17 protein-coding genes are annotated in these 22,831 nt (G+C 66.5%); 11 read left to right on the top strand and 6 right to left on the bottom strand.

Features of this window, described 5'->3' with window-relative positions:
* Positions 1–141: 141 nt before the first annotated feature.
* The 5 genes from OG405_RS25195 to OG405_RS25175 all read right to left on the bottom strand — a co-directional run bounded on the left by OG405_RS25195 (position 142) and on the right by OG405_RS25175 (position 6,498).
* The gene (locus tag OG405_RS25195) at positions 142–840 is read right to left on the bottom strand and encodes a hypothetical protein (RefSeq protein ID WP_327148890.1); all 699 of its coding nucleotides are present in this window, start codon (positions 838–840) and stop codon (positions 142–144) included.
* The gene (locus tag OG405_RS25190) at positions 837–2,513 is read right to left on the bottom strand and encodes an ABC transporter family substrate-binding protein (RefSeq protein WP_327148889.1); all 1,677 of its coding nucleotides are present in this window, start codon (positions 2,511–2,513) and stop codon (positions 837–839) included. Before OG405_RS25190 ends, OG405_RS25195 begins: the two co-directional genes overlap by 4 nt.
* Before the next feature lie 43 nt (positions 2,514–2,556).
* Complete coding sequence (locus OG405_RS25185; protein ID WP_327148888.1) at positions 2,557–4,464, bottom strand: ABC transporter ATP-binding protein; 1,908 nt, start codon at positions 4,462–4,464, stop codon at positions 2,557–2,559.
* The gene (locus OG405_RS25180; protein WP_327152514.1) at positions 4,461–5,426 is read right to left on the bottom strand and encodes an ABC transporter permease; all 966 of its coding nucleotides are present in this window, start codon (positions 5,424–5,426) and stop codon (positions 4,461–4,463) included. The genes OG405_RS25185 and OG405_RS25180 overlap by 4 nt, the downstream gene beginning before the upstream one ends.
* A 94-nt stretch (positions 5,427–5,520) precedes the next feature.
* Entirely contained in the window at positions 5,521–6,498 is a 978-nt protein-coding gene (locus OG405_RS25175; RefSeq protein WP_327148887.1) for an ABC transporter permease, read from the bottom strand.
* 142 nt (positions 6,499–6,640) lie between these two features.
* On the opposite strand from OG405_RS25175, the gene OG405_RS25170 reads away from it, so the two are divergent.
* Entirely contained in the window at positions 6,641–7,498 is an 858-nt protein-coding gene (locus tag OG405_RS25170) for an HAD family hydrolase (RefSeq protein ID WP_442790608.1), read from the top strand.
* 81 nt (positions 7,499–7,579) lie between these two features.
* Here OG405_RS25170 and OG405_RS25165 read toward each other — a convergent pair whose 3' ends face one another.
* Positions 7,580–9,622 carry an N-acetylmuramoyl-L-alanine amidase gene (locus tag OG405_RS25165; RefSeq protein WP_327148886.1) on the bottom strand — a complete coding sequence of 681 codons (2,043 nt, stop codon included), beginning with the start codon at positions 9,620–9,622 and terminating at the stop codon, positions 7,580–7,582.
* A gap of 409 nt (positions 9,623–10,031) precedes the next feature.
* Here OG405_RS25165 and OG405_RS25160 point away from each other — a divergent pair, with 409 nt between their 5' ends.
* From OG405_RS25160 to OG405_RS25115, 10 genes are all read left to right on the top strand, one after another.
* Entirely contained in the window at positions 10,032–11,498 is a 1,467-nt protein-coding gene (locus OG405_RS25160; RefSeq protein WP_327148885.1) for a SpoIID/LytB domain-containing protein, read from the top strand.
* A gap of 84 nt (positions 11,499–11,582) precedes the next feature.
* Positions 11,583–12,356, top strand: coding sequence for a MerR family transcriptional regulator (locus tag OG405_RS25155; RefSeq protein WP_327148884.1), 774 nt, complete (start codon positions 11,583–11,585; stop codon positions 12,354–12,356).
* Between the two features lie 140 nt (positions 12,357–12,496).
* Positions 12,497–13,174 (top strand): hypothetical protein, encoded by a 678-nt coding sequence (locus OG405_RS25150; RefSeq protein ID WP_327148883.1) that lies wholly within the window; start codon positions 12,497–12,499, stop codon positions 13,172–13,174.
* Positions 13,175–13,352: 178 nt separating this feature from the next.
* Positions 13,353–14,582 carry a UDP-galactopyranose mutase gene (gene glf / locus OG405_RS25145; protein ID WP_327148882.1) on the top strand — a complete coding sequence of 410 codons (1,230 nt, stop codon included), beginning with the start codon at positions 13,353–13,355 and terminating at the stop codon, positions 14,580–14,582.
* Positions 14,579–16,513 carry a glycosyltransferase gene (locus OG405_RS25140; protein WP_327148881.1) on the top strand — a complete coding sequence of 645 codons (1,935 nt, stop codon included), beginning with the start codon at positions 14,579–14,581 and terminating at the stop codon, positions 16,511–16,513. Before glf ends, OG405_RS25140 begins: the two co-directional genes overlap by 4 nt.
* Before the next feature lie 5 nt (positions 16,514–16,518).
* Positions 16,519–17,112, top strand: coding sequence for a phosphatase PAP2 family protein (locus OG405_RS25135; protein WP_327152512.1), 594 nt, complete (start codon positions 16,519–16,521; stop codon positions 17,110–17,112).
* Positions 17,105–18,031, top strand: coding sequence for a decaprenyl-phosphate phosphoribosyltransferase (locus OG405_RS25130; protein ID WP_327148880.1), 927 nt, complete (start codon positions 17,105–17,107; stop codon positions 18,029–18,031). Before OG405_RS25135 ends, OG405_RS25130 begins: the two co-directional genes overlap by 8 nt.
* 4 nt (positions 18,032–18,035) lie before the next feature.
* Positions 18,036–19,967 carry a flagellar motor control protein ZomB gene (gene zomB, locus OG405_RS25125; RefSeq protein ID WP_442790790.1) on the top strand — a complete coding sequence of 644 codons (1,932 nt, stop codon included), beginning with the start codon at positions 18,036–18,038 and terminating at the stop codon, positions 19,965–19,967.
* A 171-nt stretch (positions 19,968–20,138) separates the two neighbouring features.
* Positions 20,139–21,227, top strand: a complete 1,089-nt coding sequence (locus tag OG405_RS25120) for an alpha/beta hydrolase (RefSeq protein WP_327148878.1) — start codon at positions 20,139–20,141, stop codon at positions 21,225–21,227.
* Between the two features lie 303 nt (positions 21,228–21,530).
* The gene (locus OG405_RS25115; RefSeq protein WP_327148877.1) at positions 21,531–22,580 is read left to right on the top strand and encodes an alpha/beta hydrolase; all 1,050 of its coding nucleotides are present in this window, start codon (positions 21,531–21,533) and stop codon (positions 22,578–22,580) included.
* The last annotated feature ends 251 nt before the right edge of the window (positions 22,581–22,831 follow it).

Raw genomic sequence — 22,831 nt, 5'->3', positions numbered from 1 at the left:
TCACGGCGCTGCCGATACGGCGGGCGCAGGTCGGGCGGGTAGATCTGGTATTCGGGCACGAATGTCCTCACCGGACATCGTTGCGCATTCGACGGGCGAGTCGGACGGCACGTGGGTCCGGATTCGCGGCCGAACAGCAGGTCAGCTCGGATCCGATCCCCGGACGGCACTCAGCCAGATCGCGGTGACGGCCGCCGCGCTCATCGCGGCGACGAACGCTCCCGACCCGCCGTCCATCACGTACACCCACAGCAGCCCCGCGAACGGTGCCGCGACCGAGGATTGGGCGTCCAGCAGCATTCGGCGGCCGACCTTCGTCGCGGTAGCCGCCCGGGTTCCGGCTCCGGGATCCACCCGGGTCGGGTTGTCGACCAGCCGTCCGGGTGGTTCGGCCGTCCTGGCGCGGCCGGCCGGGAGTACGCGGAACTCGGGGGCCGGTGCGTCCGGCTGTTCGGGTCCCGGCCGCTGCCGCAGCACGATCTGCCGTGAATCGAACAGGGCGGTTCCGCCGCTGAACCCGATCAGCTCCGGCATGAAGTACACGGGGAGCCAGCGTCGGTCACCGCCCCCGTGCAGCTCCAGCCAGGAACGGCTGAGCAACTGGTGTTCCTGCCGGACCCGCCGCACCGCCACCGCCTGCGCCCGGCCGGCCGGGTACGCCGGCCTCCCCAGCGCCACCGTGAACCGGTATCCGCTGTAGCCGATGATCCCGAGCCCGACCACCGCCAGCGCGCTGAGCTGGTCCGGATCGGCGAACGGCGCCCACGCGGTGAGTACCGCGAGGGCGCCGATGGTCACGCACAGCGGATAGGCCAGGGGGTGGCCTATCCGGGAGCTCACTTCAGGAAACCGATTTTCGTGTAGTCCAGCGAGGCCAGCCCCGCGGCACCGTAGTTCGCGAGATTGTCCCGGACGCCGACATTGCCGGCCGACTGCACCAGCGGGATCGAATGGCCCTCGGCCCAGATCGCCTGGTCCACTTCGTTTGCCAGTTCGATGGCCTTCTGGGGGTCCAGTTCGGTGAGCGTCTTCTCGATGAGATCGTTCAGTTCCGGCGACCCGATGCGGCCGTAATTGCCCTGCAGATTGTCGGGGTAGTAGCCCCAGATCTGCGGGATGCTGCTCAGCGGGAACGCGTCACCGACCCACACCCACTGGCCGACATCGAAGTTACCGGGCTGGATGTTGTCGGTGAAGAATCCGGCGCCGGGTTTGGTCTCGATGACGAGTTCGATGCCGACCTGCCGCAGGTTCTGCTGGATGATCTGCGCGACCTGCACCCAGGTCTTGTCGTTGTACATGAGATCGCGGATCACCAGTTTCCGGCCGTCCTTCTCCCTGACGTCCCCGTTCAGCTTCCAGCCCAGTCCGTCGAGTTCCTGCTTCGCGGCCTCGGGATCGAACGGCAGGCTGTTGTTCTGATAGCCCTTCTGGCCCTGGATGAAGATGTGATTGTTCAGCGGCTGGGGGTCGGTCACCAGGCCGTTCTGCATCGCCTTGGCGATACCGGCGCGGTCGATCGCCTTGATGATGGCGACGCGCAGTTTCGGATCCTCCAGCAGAGAGCCCGGGGCGCCGTTGAAGGTCAGGTGAGACCAGCTGTTACCGGGGGCGCGCCGGATGGCCACACCGGGAGTATTGCGGGCGGTCTGCATATCGTCGCGGGTCGCCAGACCGACGGCGTCGATCTCATTGTTGGCCAGCGCCGGAACCATGGCCTCGCTGGACAGCACACTGAACGTGATGGTGTCCAGCTTCGGGGTGGCGCCCCACCATTTCGGATTGCGGCCCAGAGTGATCCGGCCCTGACCGCGGTCGGTGGACTGGATGATGAACGGCCCCGAGGTCTTCCCGGGTCCGTTGCGCCAGCCCTCGTTGAAAGCCTCCGGTGTCGCGGTCACCTCTTTGGGGACCAGCATGAAGTTGCCGGAGAACTGCCCGGCCCAGTCCGCGTAGTGGCTTTTGAAGGTGATGATGGCCTGGCGGTCGTCGACGCCGCGTTCGACCTTCTCGATCCGATCGAATCCGTTGGTGTTCCCGATCAGGAAACGCGGATCCTTACCGCTGAGCGCGTTGGCCTGCGACGAGATGTCCTCCCAGGTGATGGGAGAACCGTCGGACCATACCGCCTTGGGGTTGATGGTGTAGACGACCCGCTGGGGCTCGGTACCGGTGAGTTCGACGCTGGTGAAGAAGTCGGTGTTCACCGCGATGCTGCCGGCGGCGTCGGTGCTGAACGCGCGCGGCATCATCGGGCGCATCATGCCCGCGGCTTCGTTGTCGCTGTCGATCTGCATCGGGTTCCACTGCTCCGGGAACGATGTCGCGGCCAGCCGCAGATTCCCGCCGTCGCGCAGCTCGCCGACCTCGCGCGGGTTGATGTCGTTGACCGTGCCCAGTTCGGCGACCGCGCCCTCGGGTGCCCCCGCGTCGTTCGCGCCGCAACCGGCCGCGAGCAGCGCGACGGCGCACAGCGGCACCGCCAGCCGTACTCCCAGTGATCGAATCCTCATGGCCGATACATCCTTCCTGCCGGTGGAACCCCGAACACGTCTGTCAACCCTCTACCACGGGTACGGGCACGGCATCGATCAGTGATCGTGTGTATTCGTGTCCCGGATCGCCGAAGATCTGTTCCGCCGGTCCCGCTTCGACGATCTTGCCCCGGTACATCACCGCGATATCGTGGGCCAGATTGCGCACCACGGACAGGTCGTGGGAGACGAACAGATAGGACAGCCCCCGTTCGGCCTGCAGGTCGCGCAGCAGATTCAGGACACCCGCCTGGATGGAGACATCCAGCGACGACACCGGCTCGTCGAGCACCAGCAGTTCCGGGTCCAGCGCCAGTGCCCGGGCGATGCAGATGCGCTGCTTCTGGCCGCCGGAGAAATCACCCGGATAGCGGTCGGCGTGTTCCGGGCGTAAGCCCACCTGCCGAAGCAGGTCCGGGACCCGCTGGTCGATCTCGGATCTGGGCCGCTTCGCGATGCGCATGGGCTGGGAGACGATATCGGATACCGGCAGCCGCGGGTCCAGCGAGGCTGTGGGGTCCTGGAAGACGATCTGTAGTTTGCGGCGCAGATCGCGGCGCTGCGCCGCGCTGAGCGTGGCCGTATCGCGGCCCATGATCTCGATCGTTCCGGACTGCGGTTTCACCATGTCCATGATCTGGGTGAGCGTGGTGGATTTACCCGACCCGGATTCGCCGACCAGGGCCAGGGTACGACCGGCTCGGACCTCGAAACTGATCCCGTCCACCGCGCGCACCTCGCCCTTGCGCCGGCGCAGGATCACCCCGGAGGTGATGGCGAAGGTTTTGACCAGGTCGGTCACCTTCAGTACCGGCTGCTCGTCGCTCACCGGCGTCGCCTCCGGTTCCCCGATCTCCTGCCGGTAGGCATCGAAGAGTTCCGCGGAGCCGACCTCACCGGTGCGCAGACACGCGGCATCGTGGCCGGGTACCGTTTCCGCCAACGGCGGTTCCGTGACTCGGCAGTCCTCGATCGCGACCGGGCAGCGCGGCGCGAACGAACATCCCGGCGGCAGGGCGTGCATCGCCGGCGGCGCGCCGACGATGGGGATGAGCGGGGTCCGCGCCGGTCCGTCCATCCGCGGGATAGAACCCAGCAGTCCCACGGTGTAGGGCATCCGCGGACTCCGGAAAACCTGTGCCGTACTGGCGGTTTCCACGATTCTTCCCGCATACATGACGGCCACGCGATCGGCGAGGGTGGCCGCGATACCCATATCGTGGGTGATCATGACGACGCCCGCGCCGGTGATATCGCGCGCCTCGCGCAGCAGATTCAGGATCTGCTTCTGCACCGTCACATCGAGGGCCGTGGTGGGTTCGTCGCAGATGATGAGCGCCGGATCGTTGGCGATCGCCATGGCGATGACCACGCGCTGGCGCATACCGCCGGAGAATTCGTGCGGAAATGCCTTGGCGCGCAGTTCCGGATCGGGGATCCCGACCAGATCCAGCAGTTCGACCGCGCGTTTCGCCGCTTGCGCCTTGGTCAGATTCCCGTGCGCGAGCAGCGCCTCGGCGACCTGATCGCCCACCCGGTACACCGGGGTGAGAGCCGAGAGCGGATCTTGGAACACCATGCTCACCGCGCTGCCGCGCAGTTTCGACAGTTCCCTGTCGCCGAGACCCAGCAGTTCCCGGCCGCGCAACCGGATCGAACCGGTGACCCGCGCCTGATCCGGTAGCAGCCCCATGACTGCCAGCGAGGACACCGATTTGCCGGAGCCCGATTCGCCGACGATCGCCAGGACCTCGCCGTCGGCGACGGTGTAATCCATGCCGCGAACAGCGTCGACGCGTCCTTCCTCGCTGGGGAAGGAGACGTGCAGATCCGATACTTCCAGCAGGGGCGCGCGGCCCTGGCCCGGGCTCGCCGCGCCGGGTTCGGCCCGGCCGGCTGCCGAGGGCACGCTGGTGTTCTCTCCGGTCATGCCAGCACTTCCTCCGACTGCTTCGCCGCCCGCGCGGCCTTGCGTGCTTTGCGCGACGGCCGGGACCGGGCGCGTTTCGCGCCGGGATCGAATGCGTCGCGCAGACCGTCACCGACCAGGTTCGCGCAGAGCACGGTGATGATCAGCAGACCGCCGGCGAAGAGGAACAGCCAGGGATAGGTCATCGCGGAACTGGTGCCGCTCGCGATCAGTGATCCCAGTGAGACATCCGGCGGCTGTACACCGAATCCGAGGAAGCTGAGCCCGGTTTCGGCCATGATCGAGGCGCCGACGGTGAGTGTGGTGTCGATGATCAGGATCGAGGCGATATTCGGCACAATATGGGTGAGGATGATCGTATGAGTGGGGGCGCCCATGTACCGGGCGGCCCGGACGAATTCGCGTTCGCGCAGGCTCATCGTCAATCCGCGCACGATCCGCGCGCTGATCATCCACCCGAAAACGCTGAGCAGGACGATCAGCAGCACAATCGAGCCACTGCCTTTGGTGCGCGGCGCGAACAGGGCCACGATGATGAAACTCGGGACCACCAGCAACAGATCGACCACCCACATGATGGTCCGGTCGGTCCAGCCGCCGAGCAGTCCGGCCACCGCACCGGTGAGGGCGGCGATCGTTGTGGAGAACAGCGCCACGCACAAACCGATGGTCAGCGATTTCTGTAGGCCGCGCAGCGTTTGCGCGAGTACGTCCTGACCGATCTCGGTGGTGCCGAACGGATGCTGGGGGCTGGGCGGTTCGAGCAGCGCGGTGTAGTCGAGTTCCTGGTAGTCGTAGGTCAGGAAGGACGGCAGGACGAAACTGGCCAGGAACATCAGGATCAGTACAGCCGTCCCGGCCAGTGCGGGTTTGTTGCGCAGGAAGCGGCGCAGGATCAGTTTGCGCCGACCGGACGCGGCCGGTTCAGGTGCGCCCTGGACCAGGATCTCGGTTTCGTTGATGCTCACGCCGCGCCCCCGGTGGATTCGCGGAGACCTCGGTGGTTACGCATACTGCCTCTTCCCGGCGTGCCCGTTCATGCTGTGCCTGCTGCGGTCATGCCACCCGGACCCGTGGGTCGAGAATCGCGTAGACGATATCGGAGAGCAGACCCGATACCAGGACCACCAGACCGGCGAACGCGGTGACGGTGGCGACCACGTAGATGTCCTGAGCGTTGATCGAATCGACCAGCCATTCGCCGACCCCGTGCCAGCCGAAGATCTTCTCGGTGAACGTGGCACCGGTGATCAGTCCACCGAGGCTGTAGGCGAACAGGGTGGCCATCGGGATGAGCGCGGTTCGCAGACCGTGTTTGTACAGCGCCCGGTTGCGGGTGAGCCCTTTGGCTCGGGCGGTCCGGATGAAATCGCTCTGCAGCACGTCGAGCATCGCATTGCGCTGGTAGCGGCTGTATCCGGCCATACCGCCCAGCGCGAGGGTGAGGGTGGGCAGGACCAGATGTTGCAGACGGTCGACGAGCTGCGCGCCGAAGCCTTCGATACTGCTCGCCGAGGTCTCCCCGGTATAGAGGAAGATCTGCTGACCGGTCGCCGAGTTGATCTCGAGCGCACCGAATTTCAGCAGCGTGGCCAGTAGGAACACCGGGGTGGACAAGACCAGCAGCGATACGACGGTCGTGAAATAGTCACTGAATCTGTACTGGCGGATGGCCCCGGCCGCGCCGATCAGCACGCCCAGCACGGTGCCGATGATCGAACCGAGGATGAGCAATCGCAAACTGACCGCGACCCGCCTGCCCAATTCCTCGCTCACCGGCTGCCCGCCGAGGGTTTCGCCGAAATCGCCGTGCGCCACACCCGTTATCCAGGTGACGTAGCGCTGCGGAATCGGCTCGTCGAGATGGAGTTCCTCGGCCTTGGCATCGATCACCGACTGCGGCGGTCGCGGATTGCGCTGTTCCAGGCTGTCCAGCGGCCGGAAGGTCAGCGAAGCGAGGCTGAAGGTGAGAAAGGACGCCAAGAGCAGCAGCACGACGTAATTGAGCGTCCGTCGCAGCAGAAAGCCGGCCATCGTTCCCCTCGATATCAGGTGTGGTCCCTGATCATAGGGAGCGATCCGACCGCATGCGCGACGGACGGCCCGCTGCGTGTTCGGCCCGCGAACGGGTACGCCCGCCGGGGCGGGCGCGAGGCGACCCAGCAGAATAGAACGGGTGAGCGCAACGCGGCAGACCCGACCGGACCTGGTGGCCTCCGATGTGGACGGCACCCTGATCGATCCAGCGGAGCGGGTCTCGGCGCGTACCCGGGCAGTGGTGCGGGCGCTGGTCGCCGACGGCGTGCCGTTCTTGCTGGCCACCGGGCGTCCGCCGCGCTGGATCGCCCCGATCGTGGCAGACCTGGGATTCGCGCCGCTGTGCGTATGCGGAAACGGCGCCGTACTCTACGACGCCGAGCACGACAAGGTGCTGGGAACCTCCACTCTCGATGTCGAAACGCTCGCCTGGGTCGCCGATATCGCGGAGAAGGTACTCCCCGGATGCGGGCTGGCCGCCGAACGGATCGGCGCCAGCGCTCACGATGCGGTGACCCCACAATTCGTCAGCTCACCCCAGTACGAGCACGCCTGGCTGAATCCCGACGACACCGCGGTGGCTCGCGACGAGGTCATCGACAGTCCGGCGATCAAGATGCTGATCCGGCTCCCGGGCGCGCGCAGCGGCGATATGGCGGTCACGCTGGCCGCCCATATCGGCGACCGCGCGGATATCACCTACTCCACCGAACACGGTCTCATAGAGATCTCCGCGCCCGGCGTCAGCAAGGCGTCGGGGCTGCGGATCCTCGGGGCGCGCCTCGGTGTCGAACCCGCCGATATGGTCACGTTCGGCGATATGCCCAACGACATCCCGATGCTGCGCATGGCCGGCCTGGGGGTCGCGATGGGCCACGCTCACCCGGACGCGCTCGCAGCCGCCGATGAGATCACCGGGACGAACAGCGAGGACGGCGTCGCGCAGGTGCTGGAACGCTGGTGGCCGGGGGAGGGTCGCGCGCCGGGAACGCGATAGGGCGGCAGCGGAACGAGCCCCGTGACAGACGACCGCGCCGAACCGTGCGGGCACGATTCGGCGCGGCGTCGAGTTCGCGGGTCAGGCGGCCGGCGGTACCGCGGGTTCGGGCGGAGGAGCCGGACCGGGCTCCGCGGCGGGCTCCGGCGCGTACTGCGGTACCGGAGACTGCTCTTCGGCCGGACCCGCGGGTGCGGGCAGTACCGCGGCCTGTGGTGCCGGACCCGGGCCCGGAATCGCGTGCGGCGGGGTCCCCGACTGCGTGCCGTCGCCCTGCAACTGCTGCTGGTAGGTCTCGTTGTAGGTCTTCCAGAGGGTATTCACGATATCGGCGGCCTGGTTCAGGATCAGTGAACCGTTCTGGAAATCGGTGCGCAGTCCCTCGGGCACCGAATAGGCGTCGGTGAGCGGTAAACCGAGCGCGCCCGTGTCGGCGCCGAGTTCCAGGAACCGGTCCAGGACCTTGCCCACGACCTCGTGCACCTGCCCGTCGGGTGTGGTATAGACGTATCCGTTCACGAATTTCGCGTACTGCTGCCCCTGGGCCGCGGGCAACGGCTCCGAGGCCGCTTGTCCGAGTGGGCCGTCCGGACCGCCCTTGGAAACCCAGTATTTGGCGATCACATTATCGTTCACCATGGTCAGCAGCTTGGCGGTGAGATCGGCCAGCGCGGCCAGATCCGAGCGGGACGCCTGACTGCGCGGAGTCGACGAACGGGTCGCTCCCGCCGCGCCGGCGGCGATCGTGCGGATCCGGTCCATCTGCGAGTACGCGGCGTCACCCGGGCAACTGGTGTTGCCGACGTCGCGGTGCGCGAAGACCACCGGCAGGTGCACTTCCTCGCCCTGCGCGTACGGGGTGAACTCGGTGCCCTCCGAATACATGGTGGTCTGGCCCTTGGGGTCGAGCCCCGCGATCCGGGAGCGCCAGCCGATGAATTTGCCGACTGCCTCGACCGAGGCGTCGGTGGGCTGTTCGACCTGGTAGTCACCCATGATCGCGACGCCGGAGGTGTTCTCGTTGAACCCGCCCGCGTGCGCGCCCTGCACGGTCTTGTCCAGCCCGCCGTAGCGGCCCTCGAACAGCTGCCCGTACTTGTCTACCAGCGCGTTGTATCCCATATCGCACCAGCCGAGGGTCTGCGAATGGTAGGCGTAGATGGCACGGACGATCCCGGCCGATTCGGATTTGCTGTAGTCGTTGCGTCCGGCGGTGTGGTGCACCGTGATTCCGCCCAGGCCGTCGTCGTAGGTGGGCTCCTGGCAGCGGATCGATTCGTCGGCGCCCCACTGGTCGCGGGTGATGACCGGTGGTCCGCCACCGGGCAGGGCGGCGGCGATGTCCTGGAGTTGGTCGTCGACCGCGCCGCGCCCGGGATCGATGAGGACGGCGGTGAGTTCGGGCGGCTGCTGCGGCCCACCCGCCGCGGCGGGGGTCGGTTCGAGCGGATTGCCCTGGTGATGTTGCGGTTTGCGGGTGACCAGCACCTGGACCGAGGTGGTGTTGCCGACATAGATCGGGTCGGTGCCGGTGGGGCCACCGGCCACCACCCCGTCGGCGCCGTCGATCGGATTGGCCTCGTACCACTGACCCCAGCCGCCGGCGGGCTGCTGGGCCCGGATCATCACGGTGGTGTTCGCCAGATCGGGAGCGGTCAGCGCGACCATGCTGAAGGGTTGGTCCCGGGTCAGCTCTTTGACCTGCGCGCCGACCGCGTCCATGAATTCGGGCGGGATAACGCCGGGGGTGAGCGCGGGAGTGTCGGCGGACGGGTTGCCACCCTCGGTCACGAAGCCCAGACCGGGCTGTCGTCCGGGCAGGCGGCGGCCCGGGTCGGTAGGTGTGGTCGTACCGTTCGGAGTCAGCCCGGGCAGGCCCAGCGCGTGCAGATCGGCCAGGCGCAGGTCCGGCAGGTCGAGGCCGGTGAGTTCACCGAGCGGCAGCACGATATCGGGCGCGGCCTTCAACGCGAGTTCGGTGAGCCGGGGTGGTACGGCCGTGAGTTGGACCTGATCGGCGGATTTGCCGAGGTCGGAGATGGTGGGCATGAGGATCGGGCCCGCTACCGCTACTAGCGCGACAACCGGCAGTACACAGGAACGCTTCGGTTTGCGGTAGGGCACGAGCGTCTCCAATCAGGGTTGCAACCAGTGATCGGTGAGCAAGTCATGCTTGCGAACTTCAGTCCCACGGACCACACTAGCCACATTCGTCACAAATCTAAACCTGAGGTTGAGGCTTTCCTGTTCGCTCGAATGTAGCTCCCGGAACGTGGCCGGTCGAAACGACATGCCGACGTCGTACCGAGTCGAAAACGTCCGGGCTGACGATGGGAGTGCTCGTATGTCATATCGAAACCGCATGACTCGCCTGAAATCCTCAGGGCTTCTGAGGAACCCACTGGTAATCCCTGGTATGCCGCAATCAATGAGAGGCCGGCGAATTCGTCCAGGCCCATTACTCATCTGCGGTGCGACCGCATTGGCCATCGGCGGAGCGATGCTCGTGCCGACGGCCGACGAGGTATACCGAATGCTTGCCGAGGCGGGACCGGGGCACGGCCGGGGCCTGAGCCAGCACGGCGCGCTGCGCAACGCCGACAACGGGCAGAACAGCGACCAGATCCTCGCCCACTACTACCCGGGCGCCGAAATCGGCACTATCGGACCGGCCTCGGTATCGGTCCGGCTGCAGGAGCAGGACAACGCTGACCTGGTCGTCACCTCCGATGCCGGAATGCGACTCGCCGGGCAGCTGTTGCAGTCCGGTGCGGCAGTCCGGCTCACCCCGTCGCCCGACGGCGGCGCGCACGCGGTGGTCACGCAGGGCTGTGACGGGCCCGTGCTCTGGGAGAACCCCATCCAGGACCCGTGGGTGTATCCGATCGACCCCGCCCCCGGCCGCCCGGCGGCGGAACACCTGACGCTGTGCGGAGGCGGCGCCTATCGCGGGTCGGTGGGCGTGGCCGCCGAGAACGGCGAAACCCGCACGGTGAACCGGGTGGATATCCAGGACTATCTGCTCGGGGTGGTCCCGGCGGAGATGCCGCCCGACTGGGCGCCCGCCGCCCTGGAGGCACAGGCCGTCGCCGCTCGCTCCTATGCGCTGGCCGAAGCGCGCTGGCCCTTCGCGCAAACCTGCGATACCACCGACTGCCAGGTCTACAGCGGAACCGCCCAGGAGGACCCGCGCACCACCGCCGCGGTCGAGACCACCGCGGGCCGGGTGCTGCTGCGTGACGGGCGGATCCTGCGCGCCGAGTACTCCGCCGCGCCCGACGGCGGCTCGCCCGCCGATATCCAGACTTTCGAGGTGGGCCCGACACCCGCCGAACTCACCGTGACCACACCGATGCCGCTCCCGCCACCGGTGAACCCCGATGTGGCTACCGGACTTCCGGACGGCACCCCCGGCCCTTGGAACGAGGTCTCCCCGGAGGGCACGAAATCGGGTGCCCCGGCACCGCGCACACCGGAAGGTTCGCTCCCGGTCTCCCCAGGTGGAACGTTGCCGTCCTTCCCCGGGGTCGCGCCCGGTGCCGTCCCCTCGCCGATCGAGACCGCCTACGCCGAGATGGGCGGCGCGCACGGTGCTCTCGGCCTGCCCGTCACCCCGGAGCTGCCGCTGCCCGAGGACGCGGGCAAGTACCGGCTGTTCGAGAACGGTGTCATCGTCCACACTGCGGAGCTGGGCGCCCAGGTGGTGGACTTCAACACCCTGATGCAGCTGGTACCGAGCCTCACCGACGGAGCCGGGAGCGCGGAGGCCGAGGGTACGGCTCCCGGCGAAACCGAATCGGGCAGTTCCGGGCTCGGGACGGACAACTCCGGGGCGACCACGTCGCCGGGCCGCATGCCTGCCGGTCGCGTTGTGCCGGGGAACGCGCCGGACGCCGGCACCCGGCCGGCCGGGTCGGCACCGTACGACGGTGATCGGCCCGTGCCCGTACCCGGTGCGCAGCGGATACCGACGAGGATGGAGACGACCGAGGTGTTCTAGCGGCGGCGCCGGGACGGCTTGACCTTTACGTTGCGTCAACTTGCACGCTGGTGGCACCGACGCGAAACGGAAGAGGTGAAGGTCGTGGGCGCGGGGTCTCGCAACGACGAATGGTCCATCCAGGATCTGGCGAAGGCGGCCGGAACCACCAGCCGCGCGCTGCGCCACTACGGGCAGCTGGGGCTCTTGTCGCCCAGCCGGATCGGTGTGAACGGCTACCGCTACTACGACGAGCGCTCATTGGTCCGCCTGCAGCGGATCCTGGTGTTGCGCGAGCTCGGCGTGGGCCTACCGGTGATCGGGGAGATCCTGGCCGGCGAGCGCGACGCGATCACCGCTCTACGCGCACAACTGGACCTGCTGCGGAAGGAACAGGACCGGATCAACCGCCGGATCGTTTCGGTACACACCACATTGGACAAGTTGGAAAGAGGTGAGCGACTCGTGGCGGCGGAAGTCTTCGAGGAATTCGACCACACGCAGTACAAGGACGAGGTGACCGAACGCTGGGGCAAGGAGGCCTACGAGAGCGGTGACCGCTGGTGGCGTTCGCTGAGCGCCGCGGAGAAACAGGCGTTCCAGCAGACCCAGCTCGATATCGCCGCGGCCTTCGGGCGGGCACGCAAGGCCGGTTCGGCACCGGAAAGTCCGGCTGTCCAGGAGATCACCGCGCGCCATTACGAATGGATGACCGGTGGTCGGCCGGGTCGCCGGCCCGGTGCGGAGGAGTTCACGAACCTGGGTGAAATGTATGTCGCCGACCAGCGTTTCGCAGCCAACTACGACGTGCACGGCGAAGGTACGGCGGAGCTGATCCGGGACGCGATGCGTATCTACGCGGAGAACAATCTCGAATAGCGGAGCTCGGCGTCCGGACGCCCGCACACGAATATGTGTGCGGGCGTCCGCGTTTCACTTTTCGGGGAGAATTCAGCGCACCGGCGACGGTCGACGACGCGCGGTAGAGTCCCCGGCAACCGTGACAAGGGGGAGGTCCCGTGAGTTATCCGTATGGTCAGCCGCCGCAACAACCCGGATATCCGGCGCAGTATCCACCGCCCGGCCCGGCCTATCCGGCCCCGGCTCCGGGCTATCCGCCACCGGGCTACCCGCCCGTCGGAGGGTACGGATACGTGCCGCCCGCACCCGGCGGTGGTACCGGGATCACCGCCGGGATCCTGGCCCTGCTGGGCGGGGTGATCAGCTCCGTATCGGCGGTATCGTTGCTCTTCTTCGCCTCCAGCGCGGGCAACTCGCTGACCAACGGCGCCGCCCTGGCGACGGGTGCCCGCCGGCGCACCACCAGTAGTAGTTCCAGCAGCGGCGGTCCGGATATCGATATCGATCTCGACGTGAACGGCTTCGTCCTGGCGATGGGCATCGTCCAAGCCGTATTGGCTCTGCTCCTGCTGATCGGTGGTTTCCTGCTGCTGCGGCGTAGCAACGCGGGACGCACCATGGTCATCCTCGGTTGTAGCGCCGCCGCGCTGTTGACGATTGTGTCCGTGCTCGGCCAGAGCTCGGGCGGTCTGATCGTCGGCAGCCTCTTGGGGCTGGTCTTCCCGATCCTCACTCTGGTTCTCGCCGCGGTGGGCGCTACCAAGCGGTGGATCGACGCCGGTCAGCAGCCTGTCCCGGTCGGCGCCTACGGCGTCGCTCCCTACGGGTACCGCTGATCCCGGGTCCACCCCGAGCTGTTCTCGCTCTCGTCGGGGCCGGTTGCCCGCCGGCCCCGACGAGCTGTTTCGGCGGTGAACGGCCGTGGACACTCATTGCGACCGCTCCACCAGGTGTTACCCCCCGCCCCCCGACTCCGACTGGCGCCGGGAAACGCTTCCGATACGCTGGGCTCCCGTGACCGCCGCATCGTCTCCGGGTAACTCAGATAACACCGAACAGTTCGACTTGATCGTTGTCGGCTCCGGCTTCTTCGGGCTGACCATCGCCGAGCGCAGCGCGAAATTACTGGGCAAGAGAGTCCTCGTGCTGGATCGCCGCCCGCATCTCGGCGGTAATGCCTATTCCGAACCCGAACCGGAAACCGGTATCGAGATCCACAAATATGGCGCGCATCTGTTCCACACCTCGAACGAGCGGGTCTGGGACTATGTCACGCAGTTCACCGAGTTCACCGGCTATCAGCATCGTGTTTTCGCCCTCCACAAAGGCCAGGCGTACCAGTTCCCGATGGGGCTGGGCCTGGTGTCGCAATTCTTCGGCCGGTATTTCACCCCGGACGAGGCGCGCGCGCTGATCGCCGAGCAGTCCGCCGAGATCGAGACCTCCGACGCGCAGAACCTCGAGGAAAAGGCCATCTCGCTGATCGGCCGCCCCCTGTACGAGGCATTCGTCCGCGACTACACCGCCAAGCAGTGGCAGACCGACCCCAAGGAACTGCCCGCCGGCAATATCACCCGGCTGCCGGTCCGCTACACCTTCGACAACCGCTACTTCAACGACACCTACGAGGGCCTGCCAAAAGAGGGGTACACGAAGTGGCTGGAGAACATGGCCGCCAGTGACCTGATCGAGGTCCGGGTGGACACCGACTGGTTCGATGTCCGTGACGAACTGCGCGCGCAGAACCCGGACGCACCGGTCGTGTACACCGGTCCGCTGGACCGCTACTTCGACTACGCCGAGGGAGAACTGGGCTGGCGCACCATCGACTTCGAGACCGAGGTGCTGCCAACCGGCGATTACCAGGGCACCTCGGTGGTGAACTACAACGACGCCGATCCGCCCTACACCCGGATCATCGAGCCGCGTCACTTCCATCCGGAACGGGACTACCCGACGGACAAGACGGTGATCATGCGCGAATACTCGCGTTTCGCCAAGACCGGCGACGAACCGTACTATCCGATCAACACCCCTGAGGACCGCGCCAAACTGACCGCGTATCGCGAGCTGGCCAAGCAGGAGACCGCCGCGTCCAAGGTTCTGTTCGGCGGCCGCCTCGGGACCTACCAGTACCTGGACATGCACATGGCCATCGCGAGCGCGCTGAACATGTTCGACAATGTGCTGCGCCCGCACCTGGAGACGGGGGCGACGCTGGCCGAGGAGAACAACGACGTATGACCTCTGCATCACTGGCGCCCAGTGCGGTGGCCACCCGAGCGAAATCGCTTCTGCAGCGGGTGATCCTGCCCCGGCCGGGTGAGCCGCTGGATGTGCGCACCTTGTACCTGGAGGAGTCGCCGACCAACGCGCGGCGCGCACACGCCACCACCCGGACCTCGCTGTCGGTCGGCGCGGAATCCGAGGTGTCGTTCTGCACCTATTTCAACGCGCTGCCGGCCAGCTACTGGCGGCGCTGGAGCATGCTCGACTCGGTGGTGCTGCGGCTGGAGCTGGCCGGGCACGGCCGGGTCGATCTATATCGCTCCAAGGCCGACGGTTCCCGTATCCACGTCCAGGGCCGGGAGTTCGCGGTCGCCTCCGGCGCGGAGACGGTCTCGGTCGAGATGGAGGCCGATTTCGGCCCGTTCGAAGACGGCGGCTGGCTCTGGTTCGATATCACCACCGATACCGCCGTGACGCTGGTGTCCGGTGGCTGGTACGCGCCGATCGAGGCGCCCGGTGCGGGCCGGATCGCGGTCGGTATGCCGACCTTCAACCGCCCCACCGACGCGGTCACCACGCTGAAGGCGTTGGGTGCCGACCCGCTGGTGCTGGCACAGATCGATGCGGTGATCATTCCCGACCAGGGCACCCGCAAAGTCGTCGACGAACCCGGGTTCGACGAGGCCGCTGCCGTCCTGGGCGATCGACTCGCGATTCACGATCAGCCGAATCTCGGCGGGTCGGGGGGATACAGCCGGGTGATGTACGAGGCGCTGAAAACCACCAGCGCCGAATTCATCGTCTACATGGACGACGATATCGAGGTCGAACCGGATTCGATCCTGCGCGCGCTGGCGTTCGCCCGCTTCGCGAAATCGCCGGTGCTGGTGGGCGGTCAGATGCTCAACCTGCAGGAGCGTTCGCATCTGCATGTGATGGGTGAGGTCGTCGACCGCAACATCTTCATGTGGTCGGCCGCGCCGAATGTCGAATACGACCACGATTTCGCCAAATACCCGCTGCGCGACCGGGACAATTCCAAACTGCTGCACCGGCGTATCGATGTGGATTTCAACGGCTGGTGGACCTGCGTGATCCCGCGGCAGGTGGCCGAGGAACTCGGGCAGCCGCTGCCGCTGTTCCTGAAATGGGACGACGCCGAATACGGGCTGCGCGCCCGCGAGGCCGGATATCCGACGGTCACCCTGCCCGGCGCCGCGGTCTGGCATATGGCGTGGAGCGATAAAGACGACGCGATCGATTGGCAGGCGTATTTCCACCTGCGTAACCGCTTGGTCGTCGCCGCCCTGCACCAGCCCGGCACCGGCCGGGCAATGGTCGTGAACACGGTCAAGGCGACTCTCAAGCATCTGCTCTGCCTGGAGTACTCGACCGTCGCCATCCAGAATCTGGCGATCCGTGATTTCCTGGCCGGCCCGCAGCGCCTGTTCGAACTGTTGCCCAGCGCGCTCGGCGCGGTACACGAACTGCGCAAACAATATCCGGACGCGGTGATCCTGCCCTCGTCCACCGAACTTCCGCTGGCCAGCGGGATGGGGGTCGGTGCGGTGGGCGAGCCCGCCAACCCGATCGCCAAGATCGTGCGGCTCGGCAAGGGCCTGTTGCACAACCTGCGTCCGGCCCATGAGGAACATCACGACCGGCCGCAATTGAACGTGCCCACCCTGGACGCGCGCTGGTATCTGCTCTCGCAGGTCGACGGGGTCACCGTCACCACCGCCGACGGTCGCGGCGTGGTGTATCGCAAACGCGATCCGCGACAGGCCTACGGCCTGCTCCGCGAGGCGCTGCGGTTGCGCAAGGAACTCGCGGCGCGACTTCCGGAGATGCGACATCGCTACCGGAGCGCGCATGCCGAACTCACCGGCACCGCGGCGTGGGAGAAGGTTTTCGGGATCGACAGCGGCGAGGAGACCCAGCGGTGAACGCGATGAACCCGAGCCTGCAGGATTCGGGTGCCGATCGGGCTCCGGCCGAGGTCAAGATCCTCGAAGCGGTTCAGGGCGCCATCGCCACCCCACCGGTGATCTCGGCCGCGCGCGGGATGTCGCATTTCGGCGAGCACGCACTCGGCTGGGTCGGTATCGCCGCGGTCGGTGCGTTGGTCGACAAACCCCGGCGCCGGCAGTGGGCCGGGGTCGCCGTCGGCGCCGTGGGGGCGCACGCGGCGTCCATCGTGATCAAGCGGATTGTCCGCCGGCCGCGTCCACACGCACCATCGGTGCAGGTCAACGTATCGACACCGAGCAAGCTCAGCTTTCCTTCCTCGCACGCGACCTCGACAACCGCGGCGGCGGTGCTACTCGGAAAATTGACCGGGCTACCCTTGCCTGCGGTGCTCGTACCGCCGATGTTGCTGTCCAGAGTCGTGCTCGGGGTGCATTACCCCTCCGATGTGCTCGCCGGTTCCGCGCTCGGTGCCGCGTCCGCCGCCGCCCTGCTCGCCGCCGAAAAGAGACTCGACAGTGACCGCACAAGACGAAAAGGCCGCACCGGACGAAAAGGCACTGCCAGCCATGAGTGAAGAGCCCACCGGCGCTGATCTGGCCGATGCCGAAGTGAAGGGGCCCCCGAAAACTCTGGTCGGTGGCCTGATCAAGGCAGCTCGTCCGCGCCAGTGGGTGAAGAACGTCCTGGTGCTGGCCGCCCCGATGGCCGCGGGTTCGGTGACCGATCTCGATGTGCTCGGCAATGTCGCCATCGCCTTCGTGGTGTTCTGCATGGCCGCGTCCGGCATCTACCTGACCAACGACGCGATGGATGTCGAGGCCGATCGGGCCCATCCGACCAAGCGGTTCCGTCCCATCGCCGCCGGTGTGGTCCCGGTGAACCTTGCCTTTGTGCTGTCGGCGGTGCTGCTGCTCGCGTCGCTGGGGCTGTCGTTCCTGGCGTCCTGGCAGCTGGCGGTGACGATGGCGATCTACATCGGAATCCAGCTGGCGTACTGCTTTGGGCTCAAACACCAGGTGGTCCTGGACATCTGCATCGTGTCCTCGGGCTTTCTGCTACGTGCGATCGCCGGTGGTGTGGCCGCCGGGATCCCGCTGTCGCAGTGGTTCCTGCTGATCATGGCGTTCGGTTCGCTGTTCATGGCGGCCGGTAAGCGGTACGCGGAACTACAACTGGTGCTGTCCACCGGTGCGAAGATCCGTAAATCGTTGGAGTACTACACCCCTACTTACCTACGGTTCATCTGGAGCCTTGCCGCGACGGCGGTGGTGGTTTTCTACGGTCTCTGGGCCTTCGAACAGGGTGCCGCCAAGGACACCGAGTGGTTCGCCCTGTCGATGATCCCGTTCACCATCGCGATTCTGCGCTATGCCGTGGATGTCGACGGTGGCGAGGCCGGGGAACCGGAGGAGATCGCGTTCGGCGATCGCGTCCTGCAGTTGCTCGCCATTGCCTGGATCGGAGCGGTAGGTGTCGCTGTCTATCTCTTCTGACGAGATTGCGGTAGCGGAAACTGAACAGCCCGACGAGCGCGCTGCCACCGAGCAGCCCCGCCCGTCCGGTCGTTCCACCAGGATTTCGCGGGGGGTTTTCGCCGGCGGGATCGTGGTGACGGTCGCCCTGTTCGCCTTCGGCGGCTGGGAGCGGCGCTGGATCGCCGATGACGGACTCATCGTGTTGCGTACCGTACGCAACCTGCTGGCCGGAAACGGTCCGGTCTTCAACCCGGGGGAACGGGTGGAGACCAACACCAGTACGGCATGGACCTATGTCGTCTGGTTCTTCAGCTGGCTCACCCAGGGCCGGTTGGAGTATGTGGTGCTGGGTGTCGCGTTGACGCTGTCGCTGTTGGCACTGCTGTTCGCCATGCTCGGCACCGGCAAACTCTGGGGCCCGGCCTCGTCCACGTTGTTGTTCCCGGCCGGGGCGCTGGCCTATATCGCGGTGCCACCGGCCCGCGACTACGTGACCTCGGGCCTGGAGAACTGCCTGGTCATCTGTTGGATCGCCCTGCTGTGGCTGCTGCTGGTGCGCTGGAGCAAGACCGAGGAGCCGAAGGTGCCCGGGTTGCTGGGCCTGGCCTTCCTGGCCGGTCTGGCGCCGTTGATCCGGCCCGAGATGGCGGTGGTCGGCGGACTCGCGCTGCTGCTGCTCTTCTTCGCGCCGATGCCCGGGTCGCGGCTGCGGCCGTGGCTGCTGCGGGGGCTGATGGTGGCGGTGGCCGGCGCTGTCCCGCTGCTCTATCAGGTGTGGCGGATGGGCTACTACGGCCTGCCCTACCCGAACACCGCGGTCGCCAAGGACGCGGGCGGCGCGAAATGGGGCCAGGGTTTCACCTACCTCTGGGATCTGGCCGGCCCCTACTACCTGTACGTACCGCTGGCCGTCCTGCTGGTCGCGGGTCTGGTGGCCGCGCGATCGCATCACGCGCGGCCCGATGTGGGCACTTCGGCGGACGCCGAGGCCGGTCGCTTCCGCCGGTTCCAGGAACGTTTGCATTCGCCGTGGGCGGTGGTCGCGCTGGTGCTGGGCGCCGCGGTGATCCTGACGATCTACGCGCTGCGGGTCGGCGGCGATTTCATGCACGGGCGGATGCTGCTGCCGCAGCTGTTCCTTTTCCTGCTGCCGGTCGCGGTGATCCCGCTGCGGCTGCCCGAAGGTGGCCTGCGGGCGCTGACCCGCCGTGACGCTCCCGCTTTCGCGATCCTGGTCGCCGCGCTGATCGGGACGATGGCCTGGGCCCTGCTGGCTTCGGGTACCACGGCCATCAAAACCGGGACCGAGATCAATAAGTCCGGCATCGTGGACGAACGGATCTACTACGTCCTCAACACCGGTCACGACCACCCCATCCGCGCCGAGGACTATCTCGACTACGCCCGGATGCGTCCCATGGTGGAGGCGATCGACAACACGCCCGACGGCGGGCTGCTGCTCAATTCGCCGTCGTTCATGATGTGGTACATCGCCCCGCCGCCGCTGCCCATCCCGCCGGAGGGGGTCGGGCACACCGTCTACTTCCTCAACTTGGGTATGACCAGCATGAACGTGCCGCTCGATGTTCGAGTCATCGATCCCATGGGTCTGGCGTTCCCGCTGGCCGCACATACCGAGCGGCTCACCGACGGTCGGATCGGGCACGACAAGAGCCTCTACCCGGACTGGGTGGTCGTGGAGACCGGCATGGTGGACATCAAGCCCTGGCTGCCCTGGTACATGGACGAGGAGTGGGTCGAACAGGCCAGGGTCGCGATGTCGTGCCCGGACACCCATGCGCTGATGCTCTCCTACAAGGGACCGCTGACGCTGGAGCGGTTCAAGCACAATCTGCTGCACGCTTTCGATTTCGCCTCGTACCGTATCGACCGGGTCCCCGAGTATGAGATTCAACGCTGTGGTCTTGTCGATCCGATCCCGCCGGTGCGCTGAACTGCGCTTTCTCCGACGGTAGTTGGGTTGTGTACCACGTCTTTCGCATTCCTGGTGGGCGTGTGGTCTGCGGTCGGGTTATGGTGCTGGCGTCCGGCCCCGACTCGACCGGGCCGGGAGACCGGTAGTCGTACTGCGCGACCGTAGGTCGCACGACGGAGGGCGGGAACAATGCGAGGGGTTATCGGCCGGGATGTCCGGACCGAACGTCCGGCACGGCGGCTGGGCGATCGGCTGAAGCGCACGGTGCTGCTGTCCCTGGCAGCTCTGCTTCCGGTCGGTGCTTCCGTGGCCGGGCCCGCGGCGCCGGCCTCGGCGCAGTTCGATCCCAACGCTATGGATTTCTGGGTCGATTCGGAGATGGGGCCGATCAAGTCCCGGGTGTTCCGTGCCGCCGACGGCAACACCGGCCGGGTCGTGTACGCGCTGGACGGGATGCGCGCCCGCGACGATCTGAGCGGTTGGGAGATCGATACCGATGTCGCCCGGGAACTGACCAAATGGAATATCAACGTGGTCATGCCGGTCGGCGGCCGGTCCAGTTTCTACGCGGACTGGAACGCGCCGAGCGATTTCTTCGGACTGGGCAGTTCCGGTAGCGCGAGTGGCGCCACCGGATCGGCCGCCGATTCGGGGTCGGGTCTGGCGTCGGGTTCGGCGGCCGGGGTCGGCCGGACCACCACCTATAAATGGGAAACCTTCCTCACCCGTGAACTGCGCTGGGCGCTGCGCGACCGGCTCGGTTTCAACCCGAACGGCAACGGCGTGTTCGGATTGTCGATGGGCGGCAGTGCCGCGCTGGCTCTGGCGGCCTACCACCCCGACCAGTTCCGTTACGCCGGCTCCTATTCCGGATATCTGAACGTGTCCGCCCCCGGCATGCGGGAGGCGCTGCGGGTGGCGATGCTCGACGCCGGCGGCTTCAATATCGACGCCATGGCGCCGCCGTGGAGCCCGCAGTGGTTGCGGATGGATCCGTTCGTGTTCGCGCCGATGCTGCGCAACCACAACACCCGGCTGTGGGTCTCGGCGGGCAGCGGTATCCCGGCCGCTACCGACGGCCTGGATTTCAACACCGTCAACGCCATGGGTCTGGAAGCGCTGGCGCTGGCCAACACCCGGGCGTTCCAGGTGCGGATGGCGTCGCTGGGGGCGAGCAATGCCACGTACGACTTCCCGGCGGTCGGTGTGCACAACTGGCGCTATTGGGCGACCGAGGTGTATCGGATGATCCCCGATATGTCGGCGAACATCGGCTGATCGTCTCGGAGCCGCCGACCCGATCGGGCAAAACAAACCGGTCGGCCTCGTTGCGGAATCGTTGCCGGAGCGGGCTACCGACCCGCTTCGGCAACTTTTGTGCATATAGCGTGTCTACATAACTGTGACCTGCCACACTATCCGGCAACAGGGACGTACAGTTGGCCGATTGATCCACCAGGAACATGTATCCAGATAACGGCTTCCGGTTTCTCCGGGCGCCGTGGTCTATGTATCCGAGATGGGGCCGGTAACGTAGCTCGTAATTTGCTCTCCGGCTGTCCAGGCGAAAGGTCTAGTCGAATGCGAAGTGCGCGCAGGCCCGGATCGGTGCGAACCCGCCGCTGGGCACAGCGGTGGGCGATGGGGGTGGCCGTAGCCCTGCTGGCCCCCCTGGCGGTGGCGATATCGGATGTGGCCCCCCGGGTCGAAGCGGCCCCCAATCCGGCGGGATTCGACTTCTGGGTCGATTCACCGGAAATGGGCCCGATCAGGTCGCGGGTCTTCCGCGCCAAGGACGGCAACACCAACCGGGTGGTCTATGCCCTCGACGGTATGCGCGCCCCCGAAACCCACAGCGGATGGGAGAACGACACCAATATCGCCAATGCGCTGACCGACTGGAATATCAACGTCGTCATGCCGATCGGCGGTATGTCCAGCTTCTACGCCGACTGGAACGCCCCCAGCTCCTTCTTCGGCCTCCCCCCGACGGGTTCCTCTTCCGGATCCGGCGCCCTCAACACAATTTCCGAGGGCCCCGGCAAGAGCTACCGGTACGCCTGGGAGACCTTCATCAATCAGCATCTGCGCTGGGCCCTGAACAGCCGGCTCGGATTCAACCCGAACCGCAACGGTGTCTTCGGCCTGTCGATGGGCGGCAGCGGGGCGCTCACCCTGGCCGCCTACCACCCCGACCAGTTCAGCTTCGCCGGGTCCTACTCCGGCTACCTCAACATCTCCGCACCCGGTATGCGCGAGGCCATCCGGGTCGCCATGATCGATGCCGGCGGCTACAACGTGGATTCCATGGCCCCGCCGTGGGGCCCGCAGTGGCTGCGGATGGACCCGTTCGTATTCGCGCCGCTGCTGCGTGACCACAACACCAGGCTGTGGATATCCGCCGGAAGCGCCCTGCCCGGCCCCGCCGACGGGTTCAACGGCAACACGATCAACGGAATGGGCCTGGAAGCGCTGGCGCTGGCGAACACCCGTTCGTTCCAGGTTCGGATGATGACGCTCGGCGCGAACAATGTCACCTACTCGTTCCCGGCAACAGGTATTCACTCATGGACGTACTGGGAGGCCGAGGTGTATCGGATGCTCCCGGATTTGTCGGCGAATATCGGATAACGGCAGTTCGGGGTCCCGTTTTCCGGGGCCCCGAACCCGACAGCAGTGTGCCCGCTCCGAAGGTAAGCCTTCGGAGCGGGCACACTGCTGTCGATAGAAATTCGGCCCCGGTTGTTATTCCGTTACGCAACCCAGGTCGGAGCGCGATTTCGATAACAGTCGAATATCCCGGCCCGCCGAGACATCACCGCTCCGGCAAGGTATCGTCACGGGGCGATCACAGCGGTTCTCGCGGCGGATTTCGGCCATCC

The sequence above is a fragment of the Nocardia sp. NBC_01329 genome (assembly GCF_035956715.1).
GTDB lineage: Bacteria > Actinomycetota > Actinomycetes > Mycobacteriales > Mycobacteriaceae > Nocardia.
Note: the sequence above shows the minus strand (reverse complement) of the source record. Positions and strands in the feature narration are given on the sequence as shown.